Origin of the sequence: Microbacterium sp. MYb54 (genome assembly GCF_002979515.1) — a bacterium.
Taxonomy (GTDB): Bacteria; Actinomycetota; Actinomycetes; order Actinomycetales; family Microbacteriaceae; genus Microbacterium.
The window spans coordinates 53,560-74,349 of record NZ_PCPA01000016.1; the positions used below are offsets into that span (position 1 = coordinate 53,560).

Here is a 20,790-nt window from a genome sequence, read left to right on the forward strand (position 1 = left end):
GAGCGGTGACACTCCGCCTCTACGACACCCGCGCTGCTTCGCTGCGCGACTTCGTGCCTCTCGATCCCGAGAGCATCACGATGTACGTGTGTGGACCCACGGTGCAGTCCGGCCCCCACATCGGGCACGTCAGGGCCGCCCTGAGCTTCGACCTGCTGCGCCGATGGTTGGAGCACCGCTACGGTCGTGTCACCTTCGTGCGCAACGTCACGGACATCGACGACAAGGTGCTCGCCAACGCGACGGAATCCGAGCCGTGGTGGGCGCTCGCCTACCGGATGGAGCAGGAGTTCACCGCGGCGTACGCCGGGGTCGGCATCCTCGCACCGACGTACGAACCCCGAGCCACGGCCTCCGTGCCGCAGATGCAGGAACTCATCGCGTTGCTGATCGAGCGTGGTCACGCGTACCCCGCGCCCGACGCGTCAGGCGACGTCTACTTCGATGTGCGCTCCTGGTCCGAGTACGGATCGCTCACCCATCAGTCGCTCGATGCCATGGAGGCGGCGGAGGACGCCGACCCCCGAGGCAAGCGCAACCCGCAGGACTTCGCTCTCTGGAAGGGTGCCAAGCCCGAGGAGCCGGCCGATGCGACCTGGGCGTCGCCTTGGGGTGCCGGGCGTCCTGGATGGCACATCGAGTGCTCCGCCATGTCGAAGCGCTATCTCGGCGCCGAGTTCGACATCCACGGCGGTGGGCTCGACCTGCGCTTCCCGCACCACGAGAACGAGCTCGCGCAGTCGACCGCGGCCGGCGACGGATTCGCCCGATACTGGGTGCACAACGGGCTGGTGACCGTCGACGGGCAGAAGATGTCGAAGTCGCTCGGCAACTTCACCCTCGCTGTCGATGTGCTCGCCGCGCACGATCCGCTGGTCGTCCGATACGCGCTCGCCGCCGCACACTACCGCTCCAGCCTCGACCTCGGCGAGTCGTCGTGGATAGAGGCGGAGGCTGCGCTCGGGCGCATCGGCACGTTCATCGCCCGAGTTCGCCGCTCGCTCCCCGGCGCGCCGGACGAGGCCCGGATCGGCGAGATCCCCGAGGCGTTCGCGGTCGCGATGGATGACGACCTCGGCGTACCCCAGGCGCTCGCCGTGCTGCACGAGACGGTGCGACGAGGGAACACCGCGATCGACACCGGAGCGGACGAGGAGGCCTGGGATGCGTTCGTCCAGGTGGACGCGATGATCCGTCTCCTCGGGTTCGACGACCTCATGTCCAGTGGGGGAGACCTCGCTGAGCACCGGACTCTGGACGCCCTCGTCCAGACGATGATCACCCAGCGCGCTCAGGCACGCGCTGACAAGGACTGGGCGGCGGCGGATCGCATCCGAGACGCGATCGCCGCTGCAGGAATCACGCTGGAGGACACTCCGGCCGGAACTCATTGGAGTATCGATGGTTAAGCCACAGCGCCCCGGCGCGAACAAGGGAAACAAGAAGGGCCCGACCAAGGGCACCGGCGGACTCGGGCGCAAGGCGCTCGAAGGCCGTGGACCGACGCCTAAGGCGGAGGACCGCGCCTGGCACCCCGCAGGCAAGCGCAAGGCCGCTGCCGAGCGTTACGCGGCGTCCGGCGGCAAGGGGCGTCCCGGCGGCAGCCGTCCGGGATCCGGCGGCGGTTCGAACCGAGCGCCCAAGGCCAAGGCTGGGGACGACACCGAGAACGTCACGGGTCGCAACTCCGTGCTCGAGGCGCTGCGGGCGAAGATCCCCGCGACGGCGTTCTACATCGCGCAGCGCGTCGAGATGGATGACCGTGTCAAGGAGATGCTCGCGATCGCCACGAATCGCGGCATCCCCGTGATGGAGGTCACCCGTCCGGAGCTCGACCGCATGGCCGGCTTCGACGGCGTGCACCAGGGCGTCGCGATCAAGGTGCCGCCGTACGAGTACGCGCACCCGCAGGATCTGCTCGAGCAGGTCATCGACCGTGGCGAGGTGCCGCTGTTCGTGGCGCTCGACGGGATCACCGACCCCCGTAACCTGGGCGCGATCATCCGCTCCACCGCGGCGTTCGGCGGCCACGGCATCATCCTTCCCCAGCGTCGCTCTGCAGGTGTCAACTCCGCCGCCTGGAAGACCAGCGCCGGAGCCGTCGCCCGCACCCCCGTGGCACTGGCGACCAACCTCACCACGCAACTCAAGGAGTTCAAGAAGCAGGGTGTGTTCGTGCTCGGCCTCGACGGCGACGGCGACGTGTCGCTTCCCGAGCTGCAGCTGGCCGATCGTCCCGTCGTGATCGTGGTCGGCTCTGAGGGCAAGGGCCTGTCACGTCTGGTCTCCGAGACCTGCGACCAGATCGTCTCGATCCCGATCTCTGCGGCCACCGAGTCGCTGAACGCCGGCATCGCGACTTCTGTCGCGCTCTACCAGGTCGCTTCGCTCCGCGCCGCGAAGAAGTAGCACACGGAGAGAAGGCAGACCATGGCTCGCATCATCGTGCTCGGAGGGACCGGCTATGCCGGACGCCACATCGTCGCGGAGGCGGTGAGCCGAGATCATGCGGTGATCGCGATCTCGCGTTCGGCGCCGACCGATCCGGTGGCGGGAGCCGCGTACCTGCAGGGCTCTGCTCTCGACCTCGCGCCGCTCGCGGAAGCGTTCGTCGGGACGGATGCCGTGGTCTCAGCCCTCTCGCCGCGTGGTGACATGGAGGACCGGGCGCTCGAAGCGCTGTCGAACGTCGTCGAGCAGATCGCCGGCACGGCCACTCGTCTGGGCGTCGTCGGCGGTGCCGGCGGCAGCCTGGTGGCCCCCGGCGGTCCGCGACTGTTCGATCAGGGCTTCCCCGAGGAATACAAGCACGAGGCGCAGGTCGGCATCGACTCCCTCGCGCTCCTCGAGGCCACGGATGTCGGCGTCGACTGGTTCTTCATCCACCCCGCCGAGGTGTTCGGTCCCTGGGCCGAAGGCGAGCGTACCGGGCACTACCGCGACGGGGGCGACGTGATCGTCCGCGATGCGGAAGGGAAGTCGTACATCTCGGGCGCGGACTTCGCCGTCGCCGTGGTCGACGAGATCGAGCAGGGCAACCATCACCGCGAACGGTTCACCGTCGGCTACTGACGCCTTCCCGATCCCGACCTGGCGGAGCGGTCACACCAGATCGCGCCAGTCGACGTCCTCGTCATCGTCGGCGACCGGTGTCATGCCGGTGATCACGGGCAGGCTCATGGTCTCGGTCGGCGGTCCCATGATGGTCGCCTCGTCGCGCCGGTGCCGCAGCACCTCGTTGATGTAGCTCGTCAGCACCTCGGCGAGCGGGATCGATCGCCCTTCAGCCTGCGACAGGTACCAGCGGTGCTCGAGCACCTGGTGGAACACCTCAGCCGGCTCGAGCTTGGCCCGCAGCTCGTAGGGGATCGCACGCACGACGGGCTCGAACACGCGGGTCAGCCACTCGTGCGCGTACATCTCCTCGTCCGCCCACTGCTTCGTGGAGCGTGCCCGGAACTCGTCGAGATCGTTGAGCAGGCGTCGCGCCTGGTTCTCCTCGACGTCGAGCCCCGTGAGGCGGATGAGGCGCCGCTGGTGGTGCCCGGCATCCACGACCTTCGGCTGGATCTCGACGACGGTGCCGTCTGCGGTGGTCGACATCGACATCTCGTCGATGTCGAATCCGAGGGCGTTCAGGCGCTCGACCCGTTCGGTGATGCGCCACGTCTCGGCGGCGGAGAACGATTCCTGCGCGGTGAGCTCTGCCCACAGCGACCGGTAGGACGACACGATGCCGTCGGCGATAGCGACGGCATCCACTCCGTGCTCGAGTCGTCCTCCCGCGGCGAGGTCCATGATCTCGCCGGCGATGTTCGTACGGGCGAGATCCAGATCGTAGGCGCGCTGGCCGTCGGTCAGGCCCTCCTCATGCAGCTCGCCGGTCTCGGCATCGACCAGGTAGGCGGCGAAGGCTCCGGCGTCGCGACGGAACAGGGTGTTCGACAGCGAGACGTCGCCCCAGTAGAAGCCCACGTTGTGCAGGCGCACGAGCAGCAGGGCGAGTGCGTCGACGAGGCGGTTCGCGGTGTCAGGGCGCAGGACGCGGGTGAACAGGGCGCGGTACGGCATCGAGAATCGGAGGTGCGAGGTGACCAGCGCCGCGGGGAGGGGGTCGCCATGGGCATCCGTTCGACCGGCGATCACAGCAACCCGGTCGACGCAGGGCACGTCGAGGCGGGTGAGGTTGCCGAGCATGTCGTACTCGCGCTGCGCCATCTCTGCCGTGGTCTCTTTGACGGCGACGACGCGTCCGGAGAGATCGGCGAAACGCACGAGGTGGCGTGAGAGACCTTTGGGGAGCGAGACGATGTGCTCGGAGGGCCACTTCGCGAGGGTCGTGGACCAAGGCAGGGAGAGCAGCCCCGGATCGATCTTGCTGGCGGTGATCCGCAGAGAATCCTGCATGATGCTCCCTGTTTGTGTGGAAGGCGGAAAACGAGAAGCGGCGCAGGCGACCGAAGTCAGCCTGCGCCGCGTCTGTGGATCCGATCAGGCGGAGACGATCGGCTTGTCGTTGAGACGCTCGCCGGACTCGACGTCGAACGCGTGCACGTGACCGGCGTTCGCGGCCAGAGTGACCGTCTCGCCTGCATTCGGGTGGCTGCGACCGTCGACACGTGCGACCAGGTCGGCGCGCTTGCCGTTGATCTCGGTGTGACCGTACAGGTAGCCGTCGGCGCCGAGCTCTTCGACGAGGTCGACCGTCACCGAGAGACCCTTGCCGTCGGCGGGGCCGACCGAGATGTCTTCGGGGCGGACGCCGACCATGACCTGCGAGCCGGTCGCGCGGCCGACGGTGTCGCGGTCGAGAGGTACGACCTCGGTGCCGAACTGCACTCCGCCGTCAGCCAGGTCAGCGGCGAACAGGTTCATGGCAGGGGAGCCGATGAAGCCGGCGACGAACAGGTTGTTCGGCTTCTCGTACAGGTCGCGCGGTGAGCCGACCTGCTGGAGCAGACCGTCCTTGAGGACCGCGATGCGGTCGCCCATGGTCAGAGCCTCGGTCTGGTCGTGGGTCACGTAGACCGTGGTGACGCCGAGGCGACGCTGCAGCGAAGCGATCTGCGTACGGGTCTGGACGCGGAGCTTGGCGTCGAGGTTCGACAGCGGCTCGTCCATGAGGAACACCTGCGGCTGACGGACGATCGCGCGGCCCATCGCGACACGCTGACGCTGTCCGCCCGAGAGTGCCTTCGGCTTGCGGGTCAGGTAGTCCTCGAGGTCGAGGAGCTTGGCGGCCTCGAGCACGCGGGTGGCGCGCTCTTCCTTGCCGACGCCCGCGATCTTCAGCGCGAAGCCCATGTTCTCGGCGACGGTCATGTGCGGGTACAGCGCGTAGTTCTGGAAGACCATCGCGATGTCGCGGTCCTTCGGCGGGACGTCGGTCACGTCGCGGTCGCCGATGAGGATGCGGCCGGCGTTGACCTCTTCGAGGCCGGCGAGCATGCGGAGGGACGTGGACTTACCGCAACCGGAGGGACCGACGAGGACGAGGAATTCGCCGTCACCGACCTCGAGGTTCAGCTTGTCGACGGCCGGACGAGTTCCACCAGGGTAGAGGCGGGTGGCGTCGTCGAAAGTCACAGATGCCATTTTTGTTTCTCCTTCACCGGCAGGTACGTGCCGGACGATCCGTAGTGATGAAGCGGTGAGATGAGTCACCGTGACCCGTCATTGGGTCGGAATCAGTATGACATGAACAGCGGTACCTGGGTATTTCTCAGCCTCAATGGCTAGCATCGAACTCGGCCGCGCGCAGCGGCGATCGTCGCCAAGCGGCGGTAGGGGCCAACCCGGACCCCCGAAGACTCACAAGAGGAACGATGTCGAGCGACGAAACGCCGAACGTCCCCACGCCTCGCAATTCCCGCGAGGTCGTACGGGAGAAGGCTCAGAAAGTGCACGCCCAGCAGTCGAGGGCGCGTCTCATGCGACGGATCATCATCGGTGCTGTCGCGATCGTCGCCGTGGGGGCGATCGGCACTGCGGTGACCCTTGCCGTGTCGGCGCAGGTGTCGAAGCCGAAGCTCACCCCCACCGGGATGGAGTCGGACGGCGTCGTCGTGACCGACATCACCGCCGTCGCAGGACCCGACGAGGTTCCGGCCACGCCTTCAGCGGAGCCGACCGATGCGGGTGCTTCGACGGAGCCGACGCCCGAGGCGACCACCTCGGAGAAGGTCGACATCCACGTCTATGTCGACTATCTCTCGCCGGACGCAGGAAAGTTCGAGCGGGCCAACGCCCGTCAGTTCGCCGGTTGGATCAGCGAGGGTGCGGTCACGGTCAGCTACCACCCCGTCGCGCTGCTCACCGCGAGCTCGAACGGCACCAAGTACTCGCTGCGGTCCGCCGCGGCCGCCGCGTGCGTCGCCACCCACTCGCCCGCGCAGTTCTATGCGTTCAATCACGATCTGCTGAACGACCAGCCCGAGGTCGGCAGTGACGGGCTCTCCGACGAGGAGCTGGCGAATCTCGCCGGCGCCGTCGGCACCGACAACACCAAGGCAGTCCGTTCGTGCATCGAGAACGGTGACTTCGTCAGCTGGGCGAAGGAAGCCACCACGCGCGCCCTGGACGGTCCGCTCGCCGGTTCCAAGGATCTGGTGCTCAACACGGCGCCCATGATCGTCGCGAACGGCGAAGCCTATGTCGGTGCTCTCGACGATCCCGCCGAGTTCTCGCAGTTCGTGCTCAGTGTGGCGAGTGACGCGTCGCGCGCGACGCCCACACCGACGCCGACGGCGTCCTCCACGCCTGCCCCGTAAGTCGAAACGGGGTCGATGTCATCGCTAAGCTGATGGGTGGCATCCGCCGACTTGGCGCAATTGGTAGCGCACCGTACTTGTAATACGGGGGTTACGGGTTCGAGTCCCGTAGTCGGCTCAAGAAGCACCTGAGCAGAAGAGGTGCATCGTCATCAACCGCAGAATCCCGTCGGCGGGAGAGCGTCGGTGACGGTGATGCCCCGAACGAACGGCTCTGCCTCGGAGACCTCGAACACGAACCATCGCGTGCCTGCGACGACGACGTAGTCGGGGCTCTCGGTCGCAGCATCGAATGATCCGCCCGGTTCTGCTGCAGTCAACTCATCCAGCGTCGTTCCCAGCCCGATACCGCTCTCCGTGAGAGGCGAAGTCGCCAGTGGGCCTGATACGGAGACGTTGCCTGGCACGCGAACGCTGATACCGCTCACACCGCCTTCGCCGGGGTGGCTGATGACGCCGAAGCCGGCCGGGGCAGCTTCCGACGTCTCGTAGTACTCCAACCCTTCGCATCGGTCGGTGAGTGTGAACGTGGGACTCAACGCATCGGCGATCGACTCCGAGCCGAGCTCTGCGCGGCCGATTCCGGCCTCGGTGATGCGCCAGGTCGAGGTGTCGGCCGCGTCGAAGTTCGAAGTCGGCGATGGGCTCGGGCTCGGGACCGCGCTGGGACTCGTCGTCGCTGTCGGAGACGGTGACGGCTCGGTACTGGGCGTTGAGCACGCCACGAGGGCAACCGACGTGGTCGCGACCAAAGCGAGCCTGAACAGGCGGGGGGAGTTGCGCATACGCACAGCCTAGGAGTTCTCGAGCTACTCGCCTCCGGCAAGCGACGAGCGTCGTCACCCGCCAGCTGGTCGGCCGTGAGTCTCAGCCCGCTTCGTCGTCCTGCGGAGTGTCGAGCACTTCGTCGATGAGGCTGATGCCGCCCGTCGAGCTCGCCGAGTGCATGAGGTCCTGAATCCACTTCGGGTTCAGCTGGGGCGCTTCGGGCTCGTCGAAGGTGAAGCGGAGCGGGATCGACGGGTGCAACCAGATCGTCGAACGTCCGGGATTGTCGCCTTCGGGGTGACGCCACGACAGGGTGAAGCTCTCATTGCGTCGGAGCTTCGTGGCGATGACCACTTTCAGGTGCGCGAGCGCGCGGTCTTCGATGTGGATCTCTTCGCCGTTGCCGTACTGGATCGTTCCCATATCTGAACGATAGCCGCGACCGACGGTGCTTCATCGCTGCGGCGGCGCGGGTCCGGATCAAGCGGATTCCAGAGTATCGCTATAGAAGGTGATATGTTACTTGGACCAACGTTTTCCTGGTGGGTCTGCGGATTCGCACCGGGTCGATGACTGCGCAGGTGGCCGACTCCCCGCCGCGGCCACCTGCGCTTGCCTTGTGAAACGGGGAGTCCGGTACAGCCGCGGAGGTCGTGTGATGAGCAGTGCATCGGATATCGAGACGATCGCACCGGAGTGGCAGCACGGCTACCTGAATTCGGACAAGCTCTCGAGAGCGGCGTACGAACAAGAGAAGCGACTCCTGCAGATCGAGCTCCTCAAGCTCCAGGCCCACATCAAGCGGTCATCCGAGCGGGTGCTCATCCTGTTCGAAGGACGGGACGCCGCGGGTAAGGGTGGCGCGATCAAGCGCTTCATGGAGCACCTCAATCCTCGAGGGGCACGAGTCGTCGCGCTCGATAAGCCGACTGATGCCGAGCGGACTCAGTGGTACTTCCAGCGCTATGTCGCACATCTTCCATCCGGGGGCGAAATCGTCCTGATGGATCGCTCCTGGTACAACCGCGCGGGAGTCGAGCACGTCATGGGGTACTGCTCTTGCGTCGAATACGAGGAGTTCATGCAGACCGCGCCGGAGTTCGAGCGGATGCTCGTCGGTTCGGGGATCCGCCTCATCAAGCTGTGGTTCTCCGTCGGCGAGGCGGAACAAAGACGCCGCTTCACCCGCCGTGGAGAGGATCCCGTCAAGCAGTGGAAGCTCAGCCCGACGGATCTGGCGAGCGTCGATCGGTGGGATGACTACACTGCAGCGAAGGAGGCGATGTTCCTCCATACCGACACGCCCGCCCTTCCGTGGATCGTCATCAAGTCGGACGACAAGAAGCGTGCGCGTCTCGAAGCCATGAGATGTGTTCTCGCGCGCTTCGACTACCCCGGCAAAGATCCTCTGATCGCTCATGATCCAGACGCGCGTCTCGTCGGCCGCCCCTCGCAGATCTACGACGAGGGCGAGACGCCGAACTAGCGCGCTGCCGCAACACGGCGTCATGCGGGAATGCCCGAGGCGTCGTCAGCGGTTGTTCTCGACATGACTCGTATCGGCACCAGTGATCTTGACGTCCTCCCGCTCTCTCTCGGCGGCAACGTGTTCGGTTGGACAGCCGACCGCGATGCTTCCTTCGCCGTCCTCGACTCCTTCGTGGATGGGGGCGGCGACTTCATCGACACCGCGGACTCGTACAGCTCCTGGGTGCCCGGGAACGAAGGCGGCGAGAGCGAGACGATCGTGGGGGAATGGCTGGCATCGCGCAAGCCCTCCGGCGTCGTCGTCGCGACCAAGGTGAGCCAGCACCCGCAGTTCCGCGGGCTGGCAGCCTTCAACGTGCGAAAGGCCGCCGAGGCCTCACTGGGACGCTTGGGCGTCGATGAGATCGACCTCTACTACGCACACTTCGACGACGAGACCGTCCCGCTGGAGGAGACGGTCGCCGCGTTCGGGCAGCTCGTCGACGACGGTCTGGTCCGACACGTCGCCGTGTCGAATTACTCCGCCGACCGCATCCGGGAGTGGATCGAGATCGCGCGTCGCACGGGTGCGGCGCTGCCGGTGGCGGTGCAGCCGCATTACAACCTCGTGCACCGCAACGAGGTCGAGGACACGATCATTCCGGTCGCGGAGGAGTTCGAGCTCGGACTCGTCCCGTACTACTCCCTGGCCAGTGGCTTCCTGACCGGCAAGTACCGGTCGACGGATGCCGGCGGGCAGAACTCACCACGGGCTCAAGGTGCGGCGAAGTACGCGACGGAAGCCGGGCTGCAGATCATCGACGCACTCGCGGAGATCGGCGATGCGCATGGCGCTTCCATCGCTGCGACCTCGATCGCCTGGCTTCGCGCGCAGCCGACCGTCGTCGCGCCGATCGCGAGCGCACGGACGGTCGAGCAGGTGCCCGACCTCCTCGCCGGCGCTCGCCTGGAGCTTTCGGGCGAAGAGGTGCAGCGGCTCAACCGCGTCTCGGAGTGGACGCCCGCGCGCGCATGACGCCGCAGGACTAGTCTCCGACCAGTCCGAGCCGGTGGGCCAGGATGACCGCGTGGATCCGGTCGCGTGCGCCGAGTTTCGACAGCACGCGACCCACGTGGGTCTTAACCGTGGACTCGCCGACGTAGAGCGTCTGGGCGATCTCGGCGTTGGTGAGGCCGCGGCCGATCGCCAGGAACACGTCGCGCTCACGCTCGGTGAGGGATGCGAGTGCGGCACTCTCCGCGGGAGCCGGAGCAGCGGCGGGAGCTCCGAACTGGGGCGTCACGTGCTCGAGCAGCATCCTGGTGATCCGAGGGGACAGTGCCGCGTCGCCGCGATGCACAGCCCGGACGGCGGAGATCATCTCGTGGCGCTGCGCATCTTTCAGCAGGAATCCGCTCGCACCCGCGCGGATCGCGCCGAACGCGTACTCGTCGAGGTCGAAGGTGGTCAGAACGAGCACCTTGGTCTGCGGCTGGTCGCGAACGATCGCCTCGGTGGCGGCGATGCCGTCGAGCTCCGGCATCCGGATGTCCATCAACACCAGGTCGGGAGCGAGCCTCGCGCTCTGCGCGATCGCGTCCTTCCCGTCGCCGGCCTCGCCGACCACTTCGATGTCGTCCTCCGCTTCGAGAACCATGCGGAAGCCGACGCGGATCAGCTCCTGATCGTCTACCAGGAGCACCCTGATCGCCTGTGTCATCCGTCGTCCTCCATCGTCTCAGCCTGAGTAGCGGGCGCGCTCCCCGATGCGGGCAGCACTGCCCGCAGCACCCATCGTCCTCCATCGGCGGGCGCGGATCGCACCGTGCCGTTCACGTGGAGTGCGCGTTCGGAGAGCCCACGCACTCCGAATCCGTCGGATCCGACCTCGCCGGTGACACCGTCGTTCACGATCTCGATCGTCACGGTGGTGTCGGTGTACTCCACATGCACGGTGATCGCCTTTGCCGACGCATGGCGCATGGCGTTGGTCACGCCTTCCTGCACGATGCGTCCGATCGCATGAGCGACAGCGGGGGAGACATCTGTCCGTCCGATGACCGTGAGCGTCGCGGGGTAGCCGGCTCGCTGCGCGGCTTCGACCGTGTCGCGTGGGGGCACCGGCTGCATCGGCGCCAGGGGCAGGGGCGTTTCGTCATCTCGCAGCACCCCGAGCATGGATCTCATCTCGGTGAGGGCGGCCCTGGCCGTATCGGCGACCGACGTCGATGCCTTGCGTGCCTGCTCGCGATCCGGAGTGGCCGCTGCGCCCTCGGACAGGGCGACGATGACGGTGAGCGAGTGCGAGACGATGTCGTGCATCTCTCGAGCGATCCGGGCTCGTTCCGACGCAGCGGCGAGTTGAGCCTGCTGGTCGCGCTCGATCAGCAGCTGGCGGGAGCGATCGATGACGGCAAGGATGTAGCGTTTGCGGCCGCCCACATTGACTCCGACGAGGGTTCCGATCAGGCCGAGCGCCACGTATCCGAGTGCAGTGTTGATCCCGGCCTGCAGCATGGTCGAGCCCGTGAGTATGAGCAGAGTCGTGAGACCGAGAAACCACGCGCTGCCGATCCCGAAGCACGTCCAGGCAGCCCGGGACGACCTGTAGACCGCGAGGCCATAGCACGCGAGGAGCAGCAGGAAGAGGCCTGCGAGCGTGCCGGAGAACAGACCGGCCGTACCAAGCACGACTGCTGCGACGAAGGGCGCGAGCGGTGCGCGCCGGCGCCACAAGAGTGTGCTGCATCCGATTGCGACCACGACACCTGCCGCGATGTTGAGCGCGACCGACGTGGGCTCGGGAAGCGATGAAGCGGTGATGGGCACTGCCTCGGTGAAGGAGAGGAGAAGGCAGATGAGCGTGAGCAGGATGTCGGCGAAGAGCGGGTGCCGAGTCCAGAATCTTCGGAACAGGCCCGGCGCACGCGGAAGCCGCAGCTCCTCGTCCTCACGGATCGAGTCGCTGCGGCTTCGCGTTCTGCTCACAGGCCGACTTTACGCGTCACGGGTACGCAGCATGGCCCAGGCGGCGAGTGCTCCACCTGCGACCCAGCAGGCCAGCGTCAGGAACGCGACCGGGGCGCTGAGAGCCGCCGTCTCGCTGGGCATGATCGCAGCCTGCGCGGCCGCCACCGGAAGGTAGGCCGAGGCTTCGAGAACCCATGCCCATGCCTCACCTGCGAAGGAGAAGAAGTTCGCGACGATGGGCAGCACGAACAGGACTCCGACGGTCGCGGCGATCGCTCCGGCACCGGAGCGCAGGATGAATCCGAAAGACACACCGATCAGGGCGAACACGGCCATGGCGAGAGAGGCCACCACGATCGGGAGGATCGATGCCGACGGATCCGACCAGTCGATGCTCTGATCCCGCGGCGCCACGATGAGCGATACCGCCACGGCCGCGAGGGCGAAGGTCACCAGGGACGACAGGAACATGAACACGGCCAGCACGGTCGACTTCGCCGCCAGCACCGAGCCGCGGACGGGGTTCGCGGTGAGCGTCGAGCGGATCATCCCGGTCGAGTACTCGCCGGTGACCGAGATCGCCCCGATGATGCCGGCGAGCAGCATCGTGAACTGGATCGGCATGATGACCGCCTGGATCGGGTCGAAGCCCGGCATGTCCACCGCCTGGGCGATGAGCACGGCGATGCCGATCGTGAGGGCGGCCGCGATCCCGATCGACCACCAGGTCGAGCGCAGGGTGGCGAGCTTGATCCACTCGCCGCGCAGCGCGCGTACGAATGTCAGCCGTCGACCGGTGTCGACGCGAGGCCGCGTGGGAGCGGAAGCCTGTGCCGTGGTCATGAGATCTCCTTGGTGCGGTACTCGACGGAGTCGCCGGTGAGGGCGAGGTACGCGTCTTCGAGCGAACCGGTGGTCGGGGTGAGTTCGTGCAGAGGGATGCCGCGATCTGCCGCGAGGTCGCCGATGCGAGCGGCGGGCAGCCCCACGATGTCGAGCAGGTCGGGAGCCGAGCTCACGATCTCCACATCCGGGCCGCCGATGGCAGCAGCCAGATCTGCCGGTCTCGGAGTGCGCACACGCACGGTGTTCCGCGTCCAGGAGCGCACGAGCTCGGCGAGTGGAGCGTCCGCAAGCACGCGGCCTCGACCCATCACGATGACGTGGTCGGCGGTCTGCGCCATCTCACTCATCAGATGGCTCGAGAGGAGCACGGTGCGTCCTTCGGATGCCGCGTGCCGGACGAACTGGCGCACCCAGCGAACGCCCTCGGGGTCGAGGCCGTTGACCGGCTCGTCGAGGATCAGTGTGTGCGGATCGCCGAGCAGGGCCGAAGCGATACCGAGGCGCTGACCCATGCCGAGCGAGAACCCACCCGCGCGCTTGCGAGCGACGGAGGTGATGCCCGCGAGGTCGATGACCTCATCGACGCGGGACGAGGGGATGCCGTGGGTCGCGGCCATCGCGCGAAGGTGATTGCGTGCGCTCCGGCCGGTGTGCACTGCCTTCGCGTCGAGCAGCACGCCGACTTCGGTGAGCGGCGCGCGAAGCTTGCGGTACTCGCGGCCCGCGATGGCGGCGCGCCCGGACGTCGGGCGGTCGAGGCCGACGATCATGCGCATCGTGGTCGACTTGCCGGCGCCGTTGGGGCCGAGGAAGCCGGTGACGCTACCCGGCTTGACGGTGAACGACACGTCATCGACTGCCGTCTTGTCTCCGAATCTCTTCGTGAGGCCTTCTGCTGTGATCATGGGGTCAACGCTACGGACCGACCCCCGAACCGCGCGTCCTCCTCAGGTACACATATCCTGGCGAGAGATCCACCTGCTGGCGGATATATCGGTTCAGGGACGAGGCCGGGCCCGCACGCGTGCCGCCATCTCGTCCGACGCGAGGACAGCCTCGTCGACGATCTCTCTGGAGGGCGGCGCCGTCAGCCAGTCATGGCTCAGCGAGGCGGGGACGAGCAGCGGCATGCGATCGTGCAGGTCGGCGAGGTGGGCTGGGGCCGGGCGCATCACGATCGAGTAGCACGTGAACCATTCGCCGTCGGCAGTGCGTCCGCGCTGCGTGACCGCCGCCATGCCGAACAGGGTGCCGTCGTCGACGATGAATTCGTTCCACTGCCGCGAGGGCTTCTGCATCTCGTACCAGCTCGTCGCCGGGACGATCGCTCGTGTCTTCGCGCCGCCTGGACGCTCCTGCAGGCGCTCCGACCGGGTGTTGATCGACGGGAACTTCGCCGGCTCGCCGTTGACGAGGAAGCCCCACCACGCCGGCTCCAGAATCGGAGCCGCGTCGGGCTGCGCGATCAGAGGATTGAGGTTGCGCAGGTTCTTACCTGTCGGGCGGACGGTCTCGCCCGCGTTCTCGCGCGCCCACACGCGCAGGCCCTCGAGCACCGCGTCGTCGGCGGCAGCGAGGAGTTCCGCATCGGTGAACCGGGGATCGAGACCGTAGCTCGCGCACATGCCGCCAGCGTAGACCCGGGCGCCGACATCCGCGCTTCGAGGAGCGAGCTGCTGCTCGGGTAGGGTCGACAGGTGCCAGAGACCCGCCGACTTCCCGCCCCCGTCGCGCTCGGCGGCGCAGTCGCGATCGGTGTCATGACGGCGATCCAGGCGCGGATCAACGGTGTGCTCGGCGTGCGTGTCGACGACGGTATCGTCGCGGGTCTCATCTCCTTCTCGGTCGGTCTCCTGGCGCTGGCGCTGGTGATCTCCTGCATCCCATCGGCCCGGCGGGGAGTGGCGCGGCTCTGGAGCGGTATCCGGCAGCAGACGATCCCCTTCTGGATGCTGCTCGGTGGCGCCTGCGGCGCGCTCACGGTCTCCACCCAAGGCCTCACGGCCGGTGTTCTCGGCGTCTCGCTCTTCACCGTCGGAGTGGTGGCGGGGCAGACCCTTCACGGCCTCGTGCTCGATCGGATCGGGTTCGGGCCGGCCGGAGTCGTCGCGGTGACGCCCGGACGGGTCCTCGGCGGTCTGCTCGCACTCGCGGCGGTCGGTATATCGCTCTCCGGAGATGTGCTGGCCTCCGCGCCCCTGTGGATGCTGTTGCTGCCTTTCGCGGCGGGCGTCGGCATAGCGTGGCAGGCGGCGACCAACGGCCGTCTGGCTCAGCGTGCGCGCTCGCCGCTGGCCGCGACCCTGATGAGCTTCATCGCAGGCACCGTGGTCCTCGCACTGGCGTCCGGCGTGAGCATCGCATTCCGCGGAGCACCTGCGGCGCTGCCTGCTGAGCCCTGGCTGTACATCGGAGGCTTCCTCGGCGCCGCGTACATCCTCCTCGGCACGTTCATCGTGGCTCAGACCGGTGTGCTGCTGATGGGCCTGGGGTCGGTGCTCGGGCAACTGGTCACATCGGTCGTGATCGACCTCATGTGGCCGCCGGCCGCCGGGCCAGCGCTGTGGCAGGTGCTCGCCATGGTCGTCGTCGCCGTGGCGTCCGTCGTCGTCGCCGTGCCGTGGCGTCGACGACGCTGACGAGCTACTACTTCTTCTTCGTCTTCTTCTCGCTGGTCTTCTTCGCGCTCGCCTTGGGCATGCGCGTGACGAGTTTGCGGGCGTCGACAGCTTTGCGTCGCCCCGCCTTCTTCCCCTCGGGCTTGCCGCCGACGTACAGCCAGCCGAGGAGCTCCTCGTTCTTGCCGAGGCCGTGAGCCTTGGCGACGGCTTTCGCGCGTGTGTAGTGGCCCGTGCGCCAGATGACGCCCCAGCCGGCCTCGTCGAGGAGCAGACTCAGCGTGTGCGCGACACCGGACGCCACGGCCTCCTGCTCCCACCGCGGGACCTTGTCGCTCTTCTGGTAGCTGGCGACGACGGCGATGAGCAGCGGGGCACGCAGCGGTTTCGACGAGGGGGAGGAATCGTCCTGGGCTTTTGCGATGGCCGCACCCAGCACCTCACGATCGGCACCGCGCAGTTCGATCAGCCGCCAGGGCCGGAGCGACGAGTGATCGGCGACGCGACCGGCCGCAGCGACGAACGTGAGCAGCTCGTCGCGCGTGGGAGCCGTGTCTTCGACCTTGGACCAGGACTGCCGTGCGCGGACGGCGTCGAGGGCGCTCACGAGGCGTCGGGGGTGAAGTTCATCGCGATCGAGTTCATGCAGTAGCGGTCGCCGGTCGGCGTGCCGAACCCGTCCGGGAAGACATGACCGAGGTGTGAGCCGCAGTTGGCGCAGCGCACCTCGGTGCGCACCATTCCGAGGCTGTCGTCTTCGATGAGCTCGACCGCATCTGGACGGATCGACTCGTAGAAACTCGGCCATCCGCATCCGGAATCGAACTTCGTCCCGCTCTTGAAGAGCTCTGCGTTGCACGCGCCGCAGGTGTAGAGGCCGGCGCGCTCCTCGTCGAGCAGTTCGCCGGTCCAGGCACGTTCGGTCGCGGCCTGGCGCAGCACCGCGTACTGCTCATCGCCGAGCTCGCTGCGCCATTCGTCTTCGGTCTTGTCCACGCTGTACGACATGTGTCCTCCTGAGTCGCATCCATTCTCCCTCCTGCAGCGGTACCTCGGGTGCGCCGGGTCAGAATGGACGGATGACGGATGCTGTGCAGGAGCGCTATGCGCGCTTCGCTCGTGACGAGGCCCCGGGCCGCAGCCCGCTCTATGCGCAGTGGGCTGCCGGAGTCGCCGCCGATGACGAGGTGCGAAGCGTCTTGCGGCGTATTCCCGAGACGCGCAGGCAGCCGCCCCTGGTGTTCGCGGTGACCCGGATGCTCGGCGCTGAGCTCTCCGGGTATCCGCAGTGGCGAGCCTTCGTGCTTCGCAACGCAGAAGAGGTGGTCGCGGAGTGCGCGAGCCGCAGCCTGCAGACGAACGAGCCACTCCGCCTCGCCGCTTTGCTCCCGGTGCTCTCCGAGATCGACGGCCCGATCGCGTTGCTCGAGGTCGGAGCATCCGCCGGGCTGTGCCTCTATCCCGACCGGTACTCCTACCGGTTCAGGAGCGAGGACGGCGGACTCCGCCTCGCGCTCGATCCGGCGGACGGGCTTTCGACCGTTGTGCTGGAGAGCCGGGTGACCGGCCCCCTGCCGCCGCTGCGGATGCCGGAGATCGTCTGGCGCGCCGGTATCGATCTGGCGCCGCTCGATGCGGCCAACGGGCGAGACCGACGATGGTTGCGAGGGCTTGTGTGGCCGGGGGAGAGCGGGCGGGAGGAACGTATCGACGCCGCACTCGACATCGCAGCAGCCGACCCTCCGCTTCTCGTGGCCGGTGATGCTCTGGCGCGCGTCGACGCCGTCGCGGCCCTCGCGCCGAAGGATGCGACTCTCCTGGTCACGACGCCCGGCGTGCTGGTGCATGTTCCGAGAGCAGACCGGAACGAACTGGTCGAGCGGATCTCGCGTCTGGATGCTCGATGGATCACGATCGACCCACCGGGCGTTCTCGACGTCTGGGAACCGGCGGTGGATGCGCGCACCTGGCCGGGGTTCGTCGTCGCGCTCGACGGGCGCGTGCGTGCGGCAGCGGATCCGCTCGGGCGCTGGTGGGAGTGGCGAGCATCTCTTCCGGCGGATGCGTCCTAACCTGGAGCCATGCTCGGAGACCTCACGGAGCGCGATCGCGCGATCCTCGCCCTCGAGGTCGCCTGGCCGCGCCACGGCGGAGCGAAGGAAGAGGTCATCCGCGCCCAGCTGGGCATGAGCGCCGCCCGCTACTACCAGCTCCTCGACAGGTTGATCGAGTCGGATGCAGCCCTCGAGTACGATCCGATGCTGGTGCGCAGGCTGCGTCGGATCCGAGATTCACGGGCACGACGGCGCTCGGCACGAACACCCGGTTTCGTCGGCTGACGCCCGAGCGGATGCTCCTTGCCGGCCCGATCCCGCGCCGAGGAAGGGATTGACAGGAAGGTGCCGCTAGCATCGAGGGGTGTCCAAGCCCTCCCGCGATCGCTTCGATGACGTTCCCCGTTCCTCCGGACGAGTGGGAGCGCATCGCGCCGAAGCCCCGGGGATGAACGGCTGGGTCGTGTTGCTGTGGTCTTTCGTCGCCGCGCTCGTGCTCATCATCGCCGGCATCTTCGGCTCTCTCGTGGTGATGGGGCGCGTCTCGCTCTTCCCCGAGGCGGCGCCGACCTCTGTCCCGACACCGGTGGAGACGGGCGTGGTCGACACCTCGATCTCCGTGATGATCCTCAACGGGACGCCCGAAGAGGGGCTCGACACGCAGATGCGCGACGTGCTCATCAACAACGGGTGGGCGTCGGACGCGGCCTTCGCCGGCGACAGCTCCTCCCAGGACTTCGCCACGACCACGGTCTTCTACGTCAACGACGAGGACGAGCTCGCCGCGATCGGATTGGCGAACCTTCTCGGAGGGGCGGCTGTCCAGCAGAGCGACTACTACTCCGGCCAGACGGAGGACGGGCAGAAGCAGTTCACGGTCGTGATCGGGCTCGACCGATCGACCTCGGCGCCTGAGACCTCGGAGGAGACTCCGGCCCCCTGACATCGGGATCTCCTCCCGCATCGGGCGGCTTGCACTCGAAGGTGTCGAGTGCCAGAATGGCGTTAGCACTCTCTCACTCTGAGTGCTAAACCCAACGTCTACGTCCAGGAGGGACGAAAAAACTCATGGCAAAGATCATTGCTTTCGATGAGGAGGCCCGCCGCGGCCTCGAGCGCGGCCTGAACATTCTCGCCGACGCGGTCAAGGTGACCCTCGGCCCGCGCGGCCGCAACGTCGTTCTCGAGAAGAAGTGGGGAGCCCCCACGATCACGAACGACGGTGTCTCCATCGCCAAGGAGATCGAGCTGGACGACCCGTACGAGAAGATCGGCGCGGAGCTCGTCAAGGAGGTCGCCAAGAAGACCGACGACGTCGCGGGTGACGGCACCACCACCGCCACGGTCCTCGCTCAGGCTCTGGTCCGCGAGGGTCTGCGCAACGTCGCAGCCGGCGCCGACCCGATCTCGCTCAAGCGCGGCATCGAGAAGGCCGTCGCAGCGATCACCGAGGAGCTCCTCGCGAGCGCCAAGGAGATCGACTCCAAGGAGCAGATCGCCGCCACGGCATCCATCTCCGCTGCAGACCCCGCGATCGGCGAGCTCATCGCCGAGGCGATCGACAAGGTCGGCAAGGAAGGCGTCGTCACCGTCGAGGAGTCGCAGACGTTCGGCACCGAGCTCGAGCTCACCGAGGGCATGCGCTTCGACAAGGGCTACCTGAACCCGTACTTCGTCACCGACCCGGAGCGCCAGGAGGCGGTCTTCGAGGACGCGTACATCCTCATCGCGAACCAGAAGATCTCCAGCATCAAGGACCTTCTGCCGATCGTCGACAAGGTGATCCAGGATGGCAAGGAACTCGTCATCATCGCCGAGGACGTCGAGGGCGAGGCTCTCGCCACCCTCGTGCTGAACAAGCTCAAGGGCATCTTCAAGTCGGTCGCCGTCAAGGCTCCCGGCTTCGGCGACCGCCGCAAGGCGCAGCTGCAGGACATCGCGATCCTCACCGGTGGTCAGGTCATCACCGAAGAGGTCGGCCTCAAGCTCGAGAACGCCACGCTCGACCTTCTGGGTCGTGCCCGCAAGGTCATCGTCACCAAGGACGAGACCACGATCGTCGAGGGTGCTGGCGAGGCCGAGCAGATCGAGGGTCGCGTGACCCAGATCCGTCGCGAGATCGAGAACACCGACAGCGACTACGACCGCGAGAAGCTCCAGGAGCGCCTCGCGAAGCTCGCGGGTGGCGTCGCCGTCATCAAGGCTGGCGCGGCCACTGAGGTCGAGCTCAAGGAGCGCAAGCACCGCATCGAAGATGCCGTCCGCAACGCGAAGGCAGCCGTCGAAGAGGGCATCGTCCCCGGCGGTGGCGTCGCGCTCATCCAGTCGGGCACCAAGGCTCTCGACGCTCTGTCGCTCACGGGCGACGAGGCGACGGGCGCGAACATCGTCCGCGTCGCGATCGAGGCTCCGCTCAAGCAGATCGCGCTGAACGCCGGTCTCGAGCCGGGTGTCGTCGCGAACAAGGTCTCCGAGCTTCCCTCGGGCCAGGGCCTCAACGCGGCAACGGGCGAGTACGTCGACATGTTCGCTGCGGGAATCATCGACCCGGCGAAGGTGACGCGCTCGGCGCTGCAGAACGCAGCATCGATCGCGGCACTCTTCCTCACCACCGAGGTCGTCGTCGCTGACAAGCCGGAGAAGGCTGCAGCTCCGATGGGTGACCCGTCGGGCGGCATGGACTTCTGATCCAACCCTCCTGACAGAACGCCCCCGGCTCCGGCCGGGGGCGTTCTGCGTTGACACCTCGGACGTGTCAGCGGAACAGGCTGGCCGAGTACTGGTCGGCATCTGCGTACTGAGTGGCGACAGAGCCGAGTGAGGTGCCGATCGATTCGAGCACCTGCTCCACATGAAGCTGTGCGCCCTGCCACTGCTCTGCGCAGCTCTGGAAGGCGTTGGACGCCGTGCCGGACCACGTCGACTGCAGCTGCCGGAGCTGCGCCATGAGCGTCGCAGACTCGCCCTGAAGCCGCTCGATGGTGGCACGCGTCGCGCCGTTGGCTGCATGAACGGCTTCGGTGTCGACGGTGAAGACTGACATGGGAACTCCTTCTCGTAGGGGTTCCGAGGCTAGGCGGATGCTGAGGCCTGCGTCTTACGTGGTCTCAGGGAGCGCCGCGTGCTGTGCGCAACTTGCATCCTGAGCCCGCTGTGCAGCACTCAGCTACGAGCGGCCGCAGGAATGAGCACCCGTCGTTCGTGGAGCTCGAGCGAGGTCGCGAGCCTCATGGAGCGGGCCTTCCTAGGGCAGATCGAGCCGGTCCAGGGGCTGAGTGTCTTCGAGGAGGTGCGCG

At 67.2% G+C, this 20,790-nt stretch carries 23 protein-coding genes and 1 tRNA gene; 12 read left to right on the forward strand and 12 right to left on the reverse strand.

Annotated features, from left to right (window positions below; translation table 11 throughout):
• The first annotated feature begins 5 nt into the window (after positions 1-5).
• The 3 genes from cysS to CQ040_RS15600 are packed head-to-tail and all read left to right on the forward strand — an operon-like array spanning position 6 to position 3,072.
• Entirely contained in the window at positions 6-1,409 is a 1,404-nt protein-coding gene (gene cysS, locus CQ040_RS15590) for a cysteine--tRNA ligase (protein WP_105528055.1), read from the forward strand.
• Positions 1,402-2,409, forward strand: a complete 1,008-nt coding sequence (rlmB, locus tag CQ040_RS15595; RefSeq protein WP_028503336.1) for a 23S rRNA (guanosine(2251)-2'-O)-methyltransferase RlmB — start codon at positions 1,402-1,404, stop codon at positions 2,407-2,409. Before cysS ends, rlmB begins: the two co-directional genes overlap by 8 nt.
• 21 nt (positions 2,410-2,430) lie before the next feature.
• Positions 2,431-3,072, forward strand: coding sequence for an NAD(P)-dependent oxidoreductase (locus CQ040_RS15600; RefSeq protein ID WP_105528056.1), 642 nt, complete (start codon positions 2,431-2,433; stop codon positions 3,070-3,072).
• 30 nt (positions 3,073-3,102) lie between these two features.
• Here CQ040_RS15600 and CQ040_RS15605 read toward each other — a convergent pair whose 3' ends face one another.
• Positions 3,103-4,407, reverse strand: a complete 1,305-nt coding sequence (locus tag CQ040_RS15605; RefSeq protein WP_105528057.1) for a DUF4032 domain-containing protein — start codon at positions 4,405-4,407, stop codon at positions 3,103-3,105.
• Between the two features lie 84 nt (positions 4,408-4,491).
• On the reverse strand, positions 4,492-5,595 hold the full coding sequence (locus CQ040_RS15610; protein ID WP_028503333.1) for an ABC transporter ATP-binding protein: 1,104 nt from the start codon (positions 5,593-5,595) through the stop codon (positions 4,492-4,494).
• A gap of 230 nt (positions 5,596-5,825) precedes the next feature.
• Between CQ040_RS15610 and CQ040_RS15615 the strand changes: the two genes are divergently transcribed.
• Together CQ040_RS15615 and CQ040_RS15620 are read left to right on the forward strand one after the other, a co-directional pair.
• The gene (locus CQ040_RS15615; protein ID WP_105528058.1) at positions 5,826-6,770 is read left to right on the forward strand and encodes a thioredoxin domain-containing protein; all 945 of its coding nucleotides are present in this window, start codon (positions 5,826-5,828) and stop codon (positions 6,768-6,770) included.
• A gap of 45 nt (positions 6,771-6,815) precedes the next feature.
• Positions 6,816-6,888 (forward strand) — tRNA-Thr (locus CQ040_RS15620).
• A 34-nt stretch (positions 6,889-6,922) separates the two neighbouring features.
• On the opposite strand, the gene CQ040_RS20495 is transcribed toward CQ040_RS15620, so the two are convergent.
• Positions 6,923-7,555 carry a hypothetical protein gene (locus CQ040_RS20495; RefSeq protein ID WP_146113947.1) on the reverse strand — a complete coding sequence of 211 codons (633 nt, stop codon included), beginning with the start codon at positions 7,553-7,555 and terminating at the stop codon, positions 6,923-6,925.
• 82 nt (positions 7,556-7,637) lie between these two features.
• Positions 7,638-7,961 (reverse strand): hypothetical protein, encoded by a 324-nt coding sequence (locus CQ040_RS15635; protein WP_105528061.1) that lies wholly within the window; start codon positions 7,959-7,961, stop codon positions 7,638-7,640.
• A gap of 235 nt (positions 7,962-8,196) precedes the next feature.
• On the opposite strand from CQ040_RS15635, the gene ppk2 reads away from it, so the two are divergent.
• Both ppk2 and CQ040_RS15645 read left to right on the forward strand, forming a co-directional pair.
• On the forward strand, positions 8,197-9,024 hold the full coding sequence (ppk2, locus tag CQ040_RS15640) for a polyphosphate kinase 2 (RefSeq protein WP_105528062.1): 828 nt from the start codon (positions 8,197-8,199) through the stop codon (positions 9,022-9,024).
• A gap of 63 nt (positions 9,025-9,087) precedes the next feature.
• Positions 9,088-10,041 (forward strand): aldo/keto reductase, encoded by a 954-nt coding sequence (locus CQ040_RS15645; RefSeq protein ID WP_105528075.1) that lies wholly within the window; start codon positions 9,088-9,090, stop codon positions 10,039-10,041.
• A 10-nt stretch (positions 10,042-10,051) separates the two neighbouring features.
• Here CQ040_RS15645 and CQ040_RS15650 read toward each other — a convergent pair whose 3' ends face one another.
• The 5 genes from CQ040_RS15650 to CQ040_RS15670 all read right to left on the reverse strand — a co-directional run bounded on the left by CQ040_RS15650 (position 10,052) and on the right by CQ040_RS15670 (position 14,447).
• The gene (locus CQ040_RS15650; RefSeq protein ID WP_105528063.1) at positions 10,052-10,726 is read right to left on the reverse strand and encodes a response regulator transcription factor; all 675 of its coding nucleotides are present in this window, start codon (positions 10,724-10,726) and stop codon (positions 10,052-10,054) included.
• Complete coding sequence (locus tag CQ040_RS15655; RefSeq protein ID WP_105528064.1) at positions 10,723-11,994, reverse strand: sensor histidine kinase; 1,272 nt, start codon at positions 11,992-11,994, stop codon at positions 10,723-10,725. The genes CQ040_RS15650 and CQ040_RS15655 overlap by 4 nt, the downstream gene beginning before the upstream one ends.
• A gap of 9 nt (positions 11,995-12,003) precedes the next feature.
• Positions 12,004-12,819: an ABC transporter permease gene (locus tag CQ040_RS15660; RefSeq protein WP_105528065.1), complete on the reverse strand. Its 816-nt coding sequence runs from the start codon at positions 12,817-12,819 to the stop codon at positions 12,004-12,006.
• Positions 12,816-13,727 (reverse strand): ABC transporter ATP-binding protein, encoded by a 912-nt coding sequence (locus tag CQ040_RS15665; protein WP_105528066.1) that lies wholly within the window; start codon positions 13,725-13,727, stop codon positions 12,816-12,818. Before CQ040_RS15665 ends, CQ040_RS15660 begins: the two co-directional genes overlap by 4 nt.
• A 93-nt stretch (positions 13,728-13,820) precedes the next feature.
• Positions 13,821-14,447: an SOS response-associated peptidase family protein gene (locus tag CQ040_RS15670; protein ID WP_105528067.1), complete on the reverse strand. Its 627-nt coding sequence runs from the start codon at positions 14,445-14,447 to the stop codon at positions 13,821-13,823.
• A 72-nt stretch (positions 14,448-14,519) separates the two neighbouring features.
• Here CQ040_RS15670 and CQ040_RS15675 point away from each other — a divergent pair, with 72 nt between their 5' ends.
• Positions 14,520-15,461 (forward strand): DMT family transporter, encoded by a 942-nt coding sequence (locus CQ040_RS15675; protein ID WP_105528068.1) that lies wholly within the window; start codon positions 14,520-14,522, stop codon positions 15,459-15,461.
• 7 nt (positions 15,462-15,468) lie between these two features.
• Here CQ040_RS15675 and CQ040_RS15680 read toward each other — a convergent pair whose 3' ends face one another.
• Positions 15,469-16,047 (reverse strand): nitroreductase family protein, encoded by a 579-nt coding sequence (locus tag CQ040_RS15680; protein WP_105528069.1) that lies wholly within the window; start codon positions 16,045-16,047, stop codon positions 15,469-15,471.
• Positions 16,044-16,448, reverse strand: a complete 405-nt coding sequence (gene msrB, locus CQ040_RS15685) for a peptide-methionine (R)-S-oxide reductase MsrB (protein ID WP_028503322.1) — start codon at positions 16,446-16,448, stop codon at positions 16,044-16,046. The genes CQ040_RS15680 and msrB overlap by 4 nt, the downstream gene beginning before the upstream one ends.
• 71 nt (positions 16,449-16,519) lie before the next feature.
• Here msrB and CQ040_RS15690 point away from each other — a divergent pair, with 71 nt between their 5' ends.
• From CQ040_RS15690 to groL, 4 genes are all read left to right on the forward strand, one after another.
• Positions 16,520-17,512, forward strand: coding sequence for a DUF2332 domain-containing protein (locus CQ040_RS15690; RefSeq protein ID WP_105528070.1), 993 nt, complete (start codon positions 16,520-16,522; stop codon positions 17,510-17,512).
• Between the two features lie 9 nt (positions 17,513-17,521).
• Positions 17,522-17,779 carry a DUF3263 domain-containing protein gene (locus tag CQ040_RS15695; RefSeq protein ID WP_028503320.1) on the forward strand — a complete coding sequence of 86 codons (258 nt, stop codon included), beginning with the start codon at positions 17,522-17,524 and terminating at the stop codon, positions 17,777-17,779.
• 79 nt (positions 17,780-17,858) lie between these two features.
• The gene (locus CQ040_RS15700) at positions 17,859-18,437 is read left to right on the forward strand and encodes a LytR C-terminal domain-containing protein (protein ID WP_258131539.1); all 579 of its coding nucleotides are present in this window, start codon (positions 17,859-17,861) and stop codon (positions 18,435-18,437) included.
• Positions 18,438-18,562: 125 nt separating this feature from the next.
• Complete coding sequence (groL, locus tag CQ040_RS15705) at positions 18,563-20,182, forward strand: chaperonin GroEL (protein ID WP_028503318.1); 1,620 nt, start codon at positions 18,563-18,565, stop codon at positions 20,180-20,182.
• Positions 20,183-20,249: 67 nt separating this feature from the next.
• Here groL and CQ040_RS15710 read toward each other — a convergent pair whose 3' ends face one another.
• Positions 20,250-20,537 (reverse strand): WXG100 family type VII secretion target, encoded by a 288-nt coding sequence (locus CQ040_RS15710; protein ID WP_105528071.1) that lies wholly within the window; start codon positions 20,535-20,537, stop codon positions 20,250-20,252.
• Between the last annotated feature and the right edge of the window lie 253 nt (positions 20,538-20,790).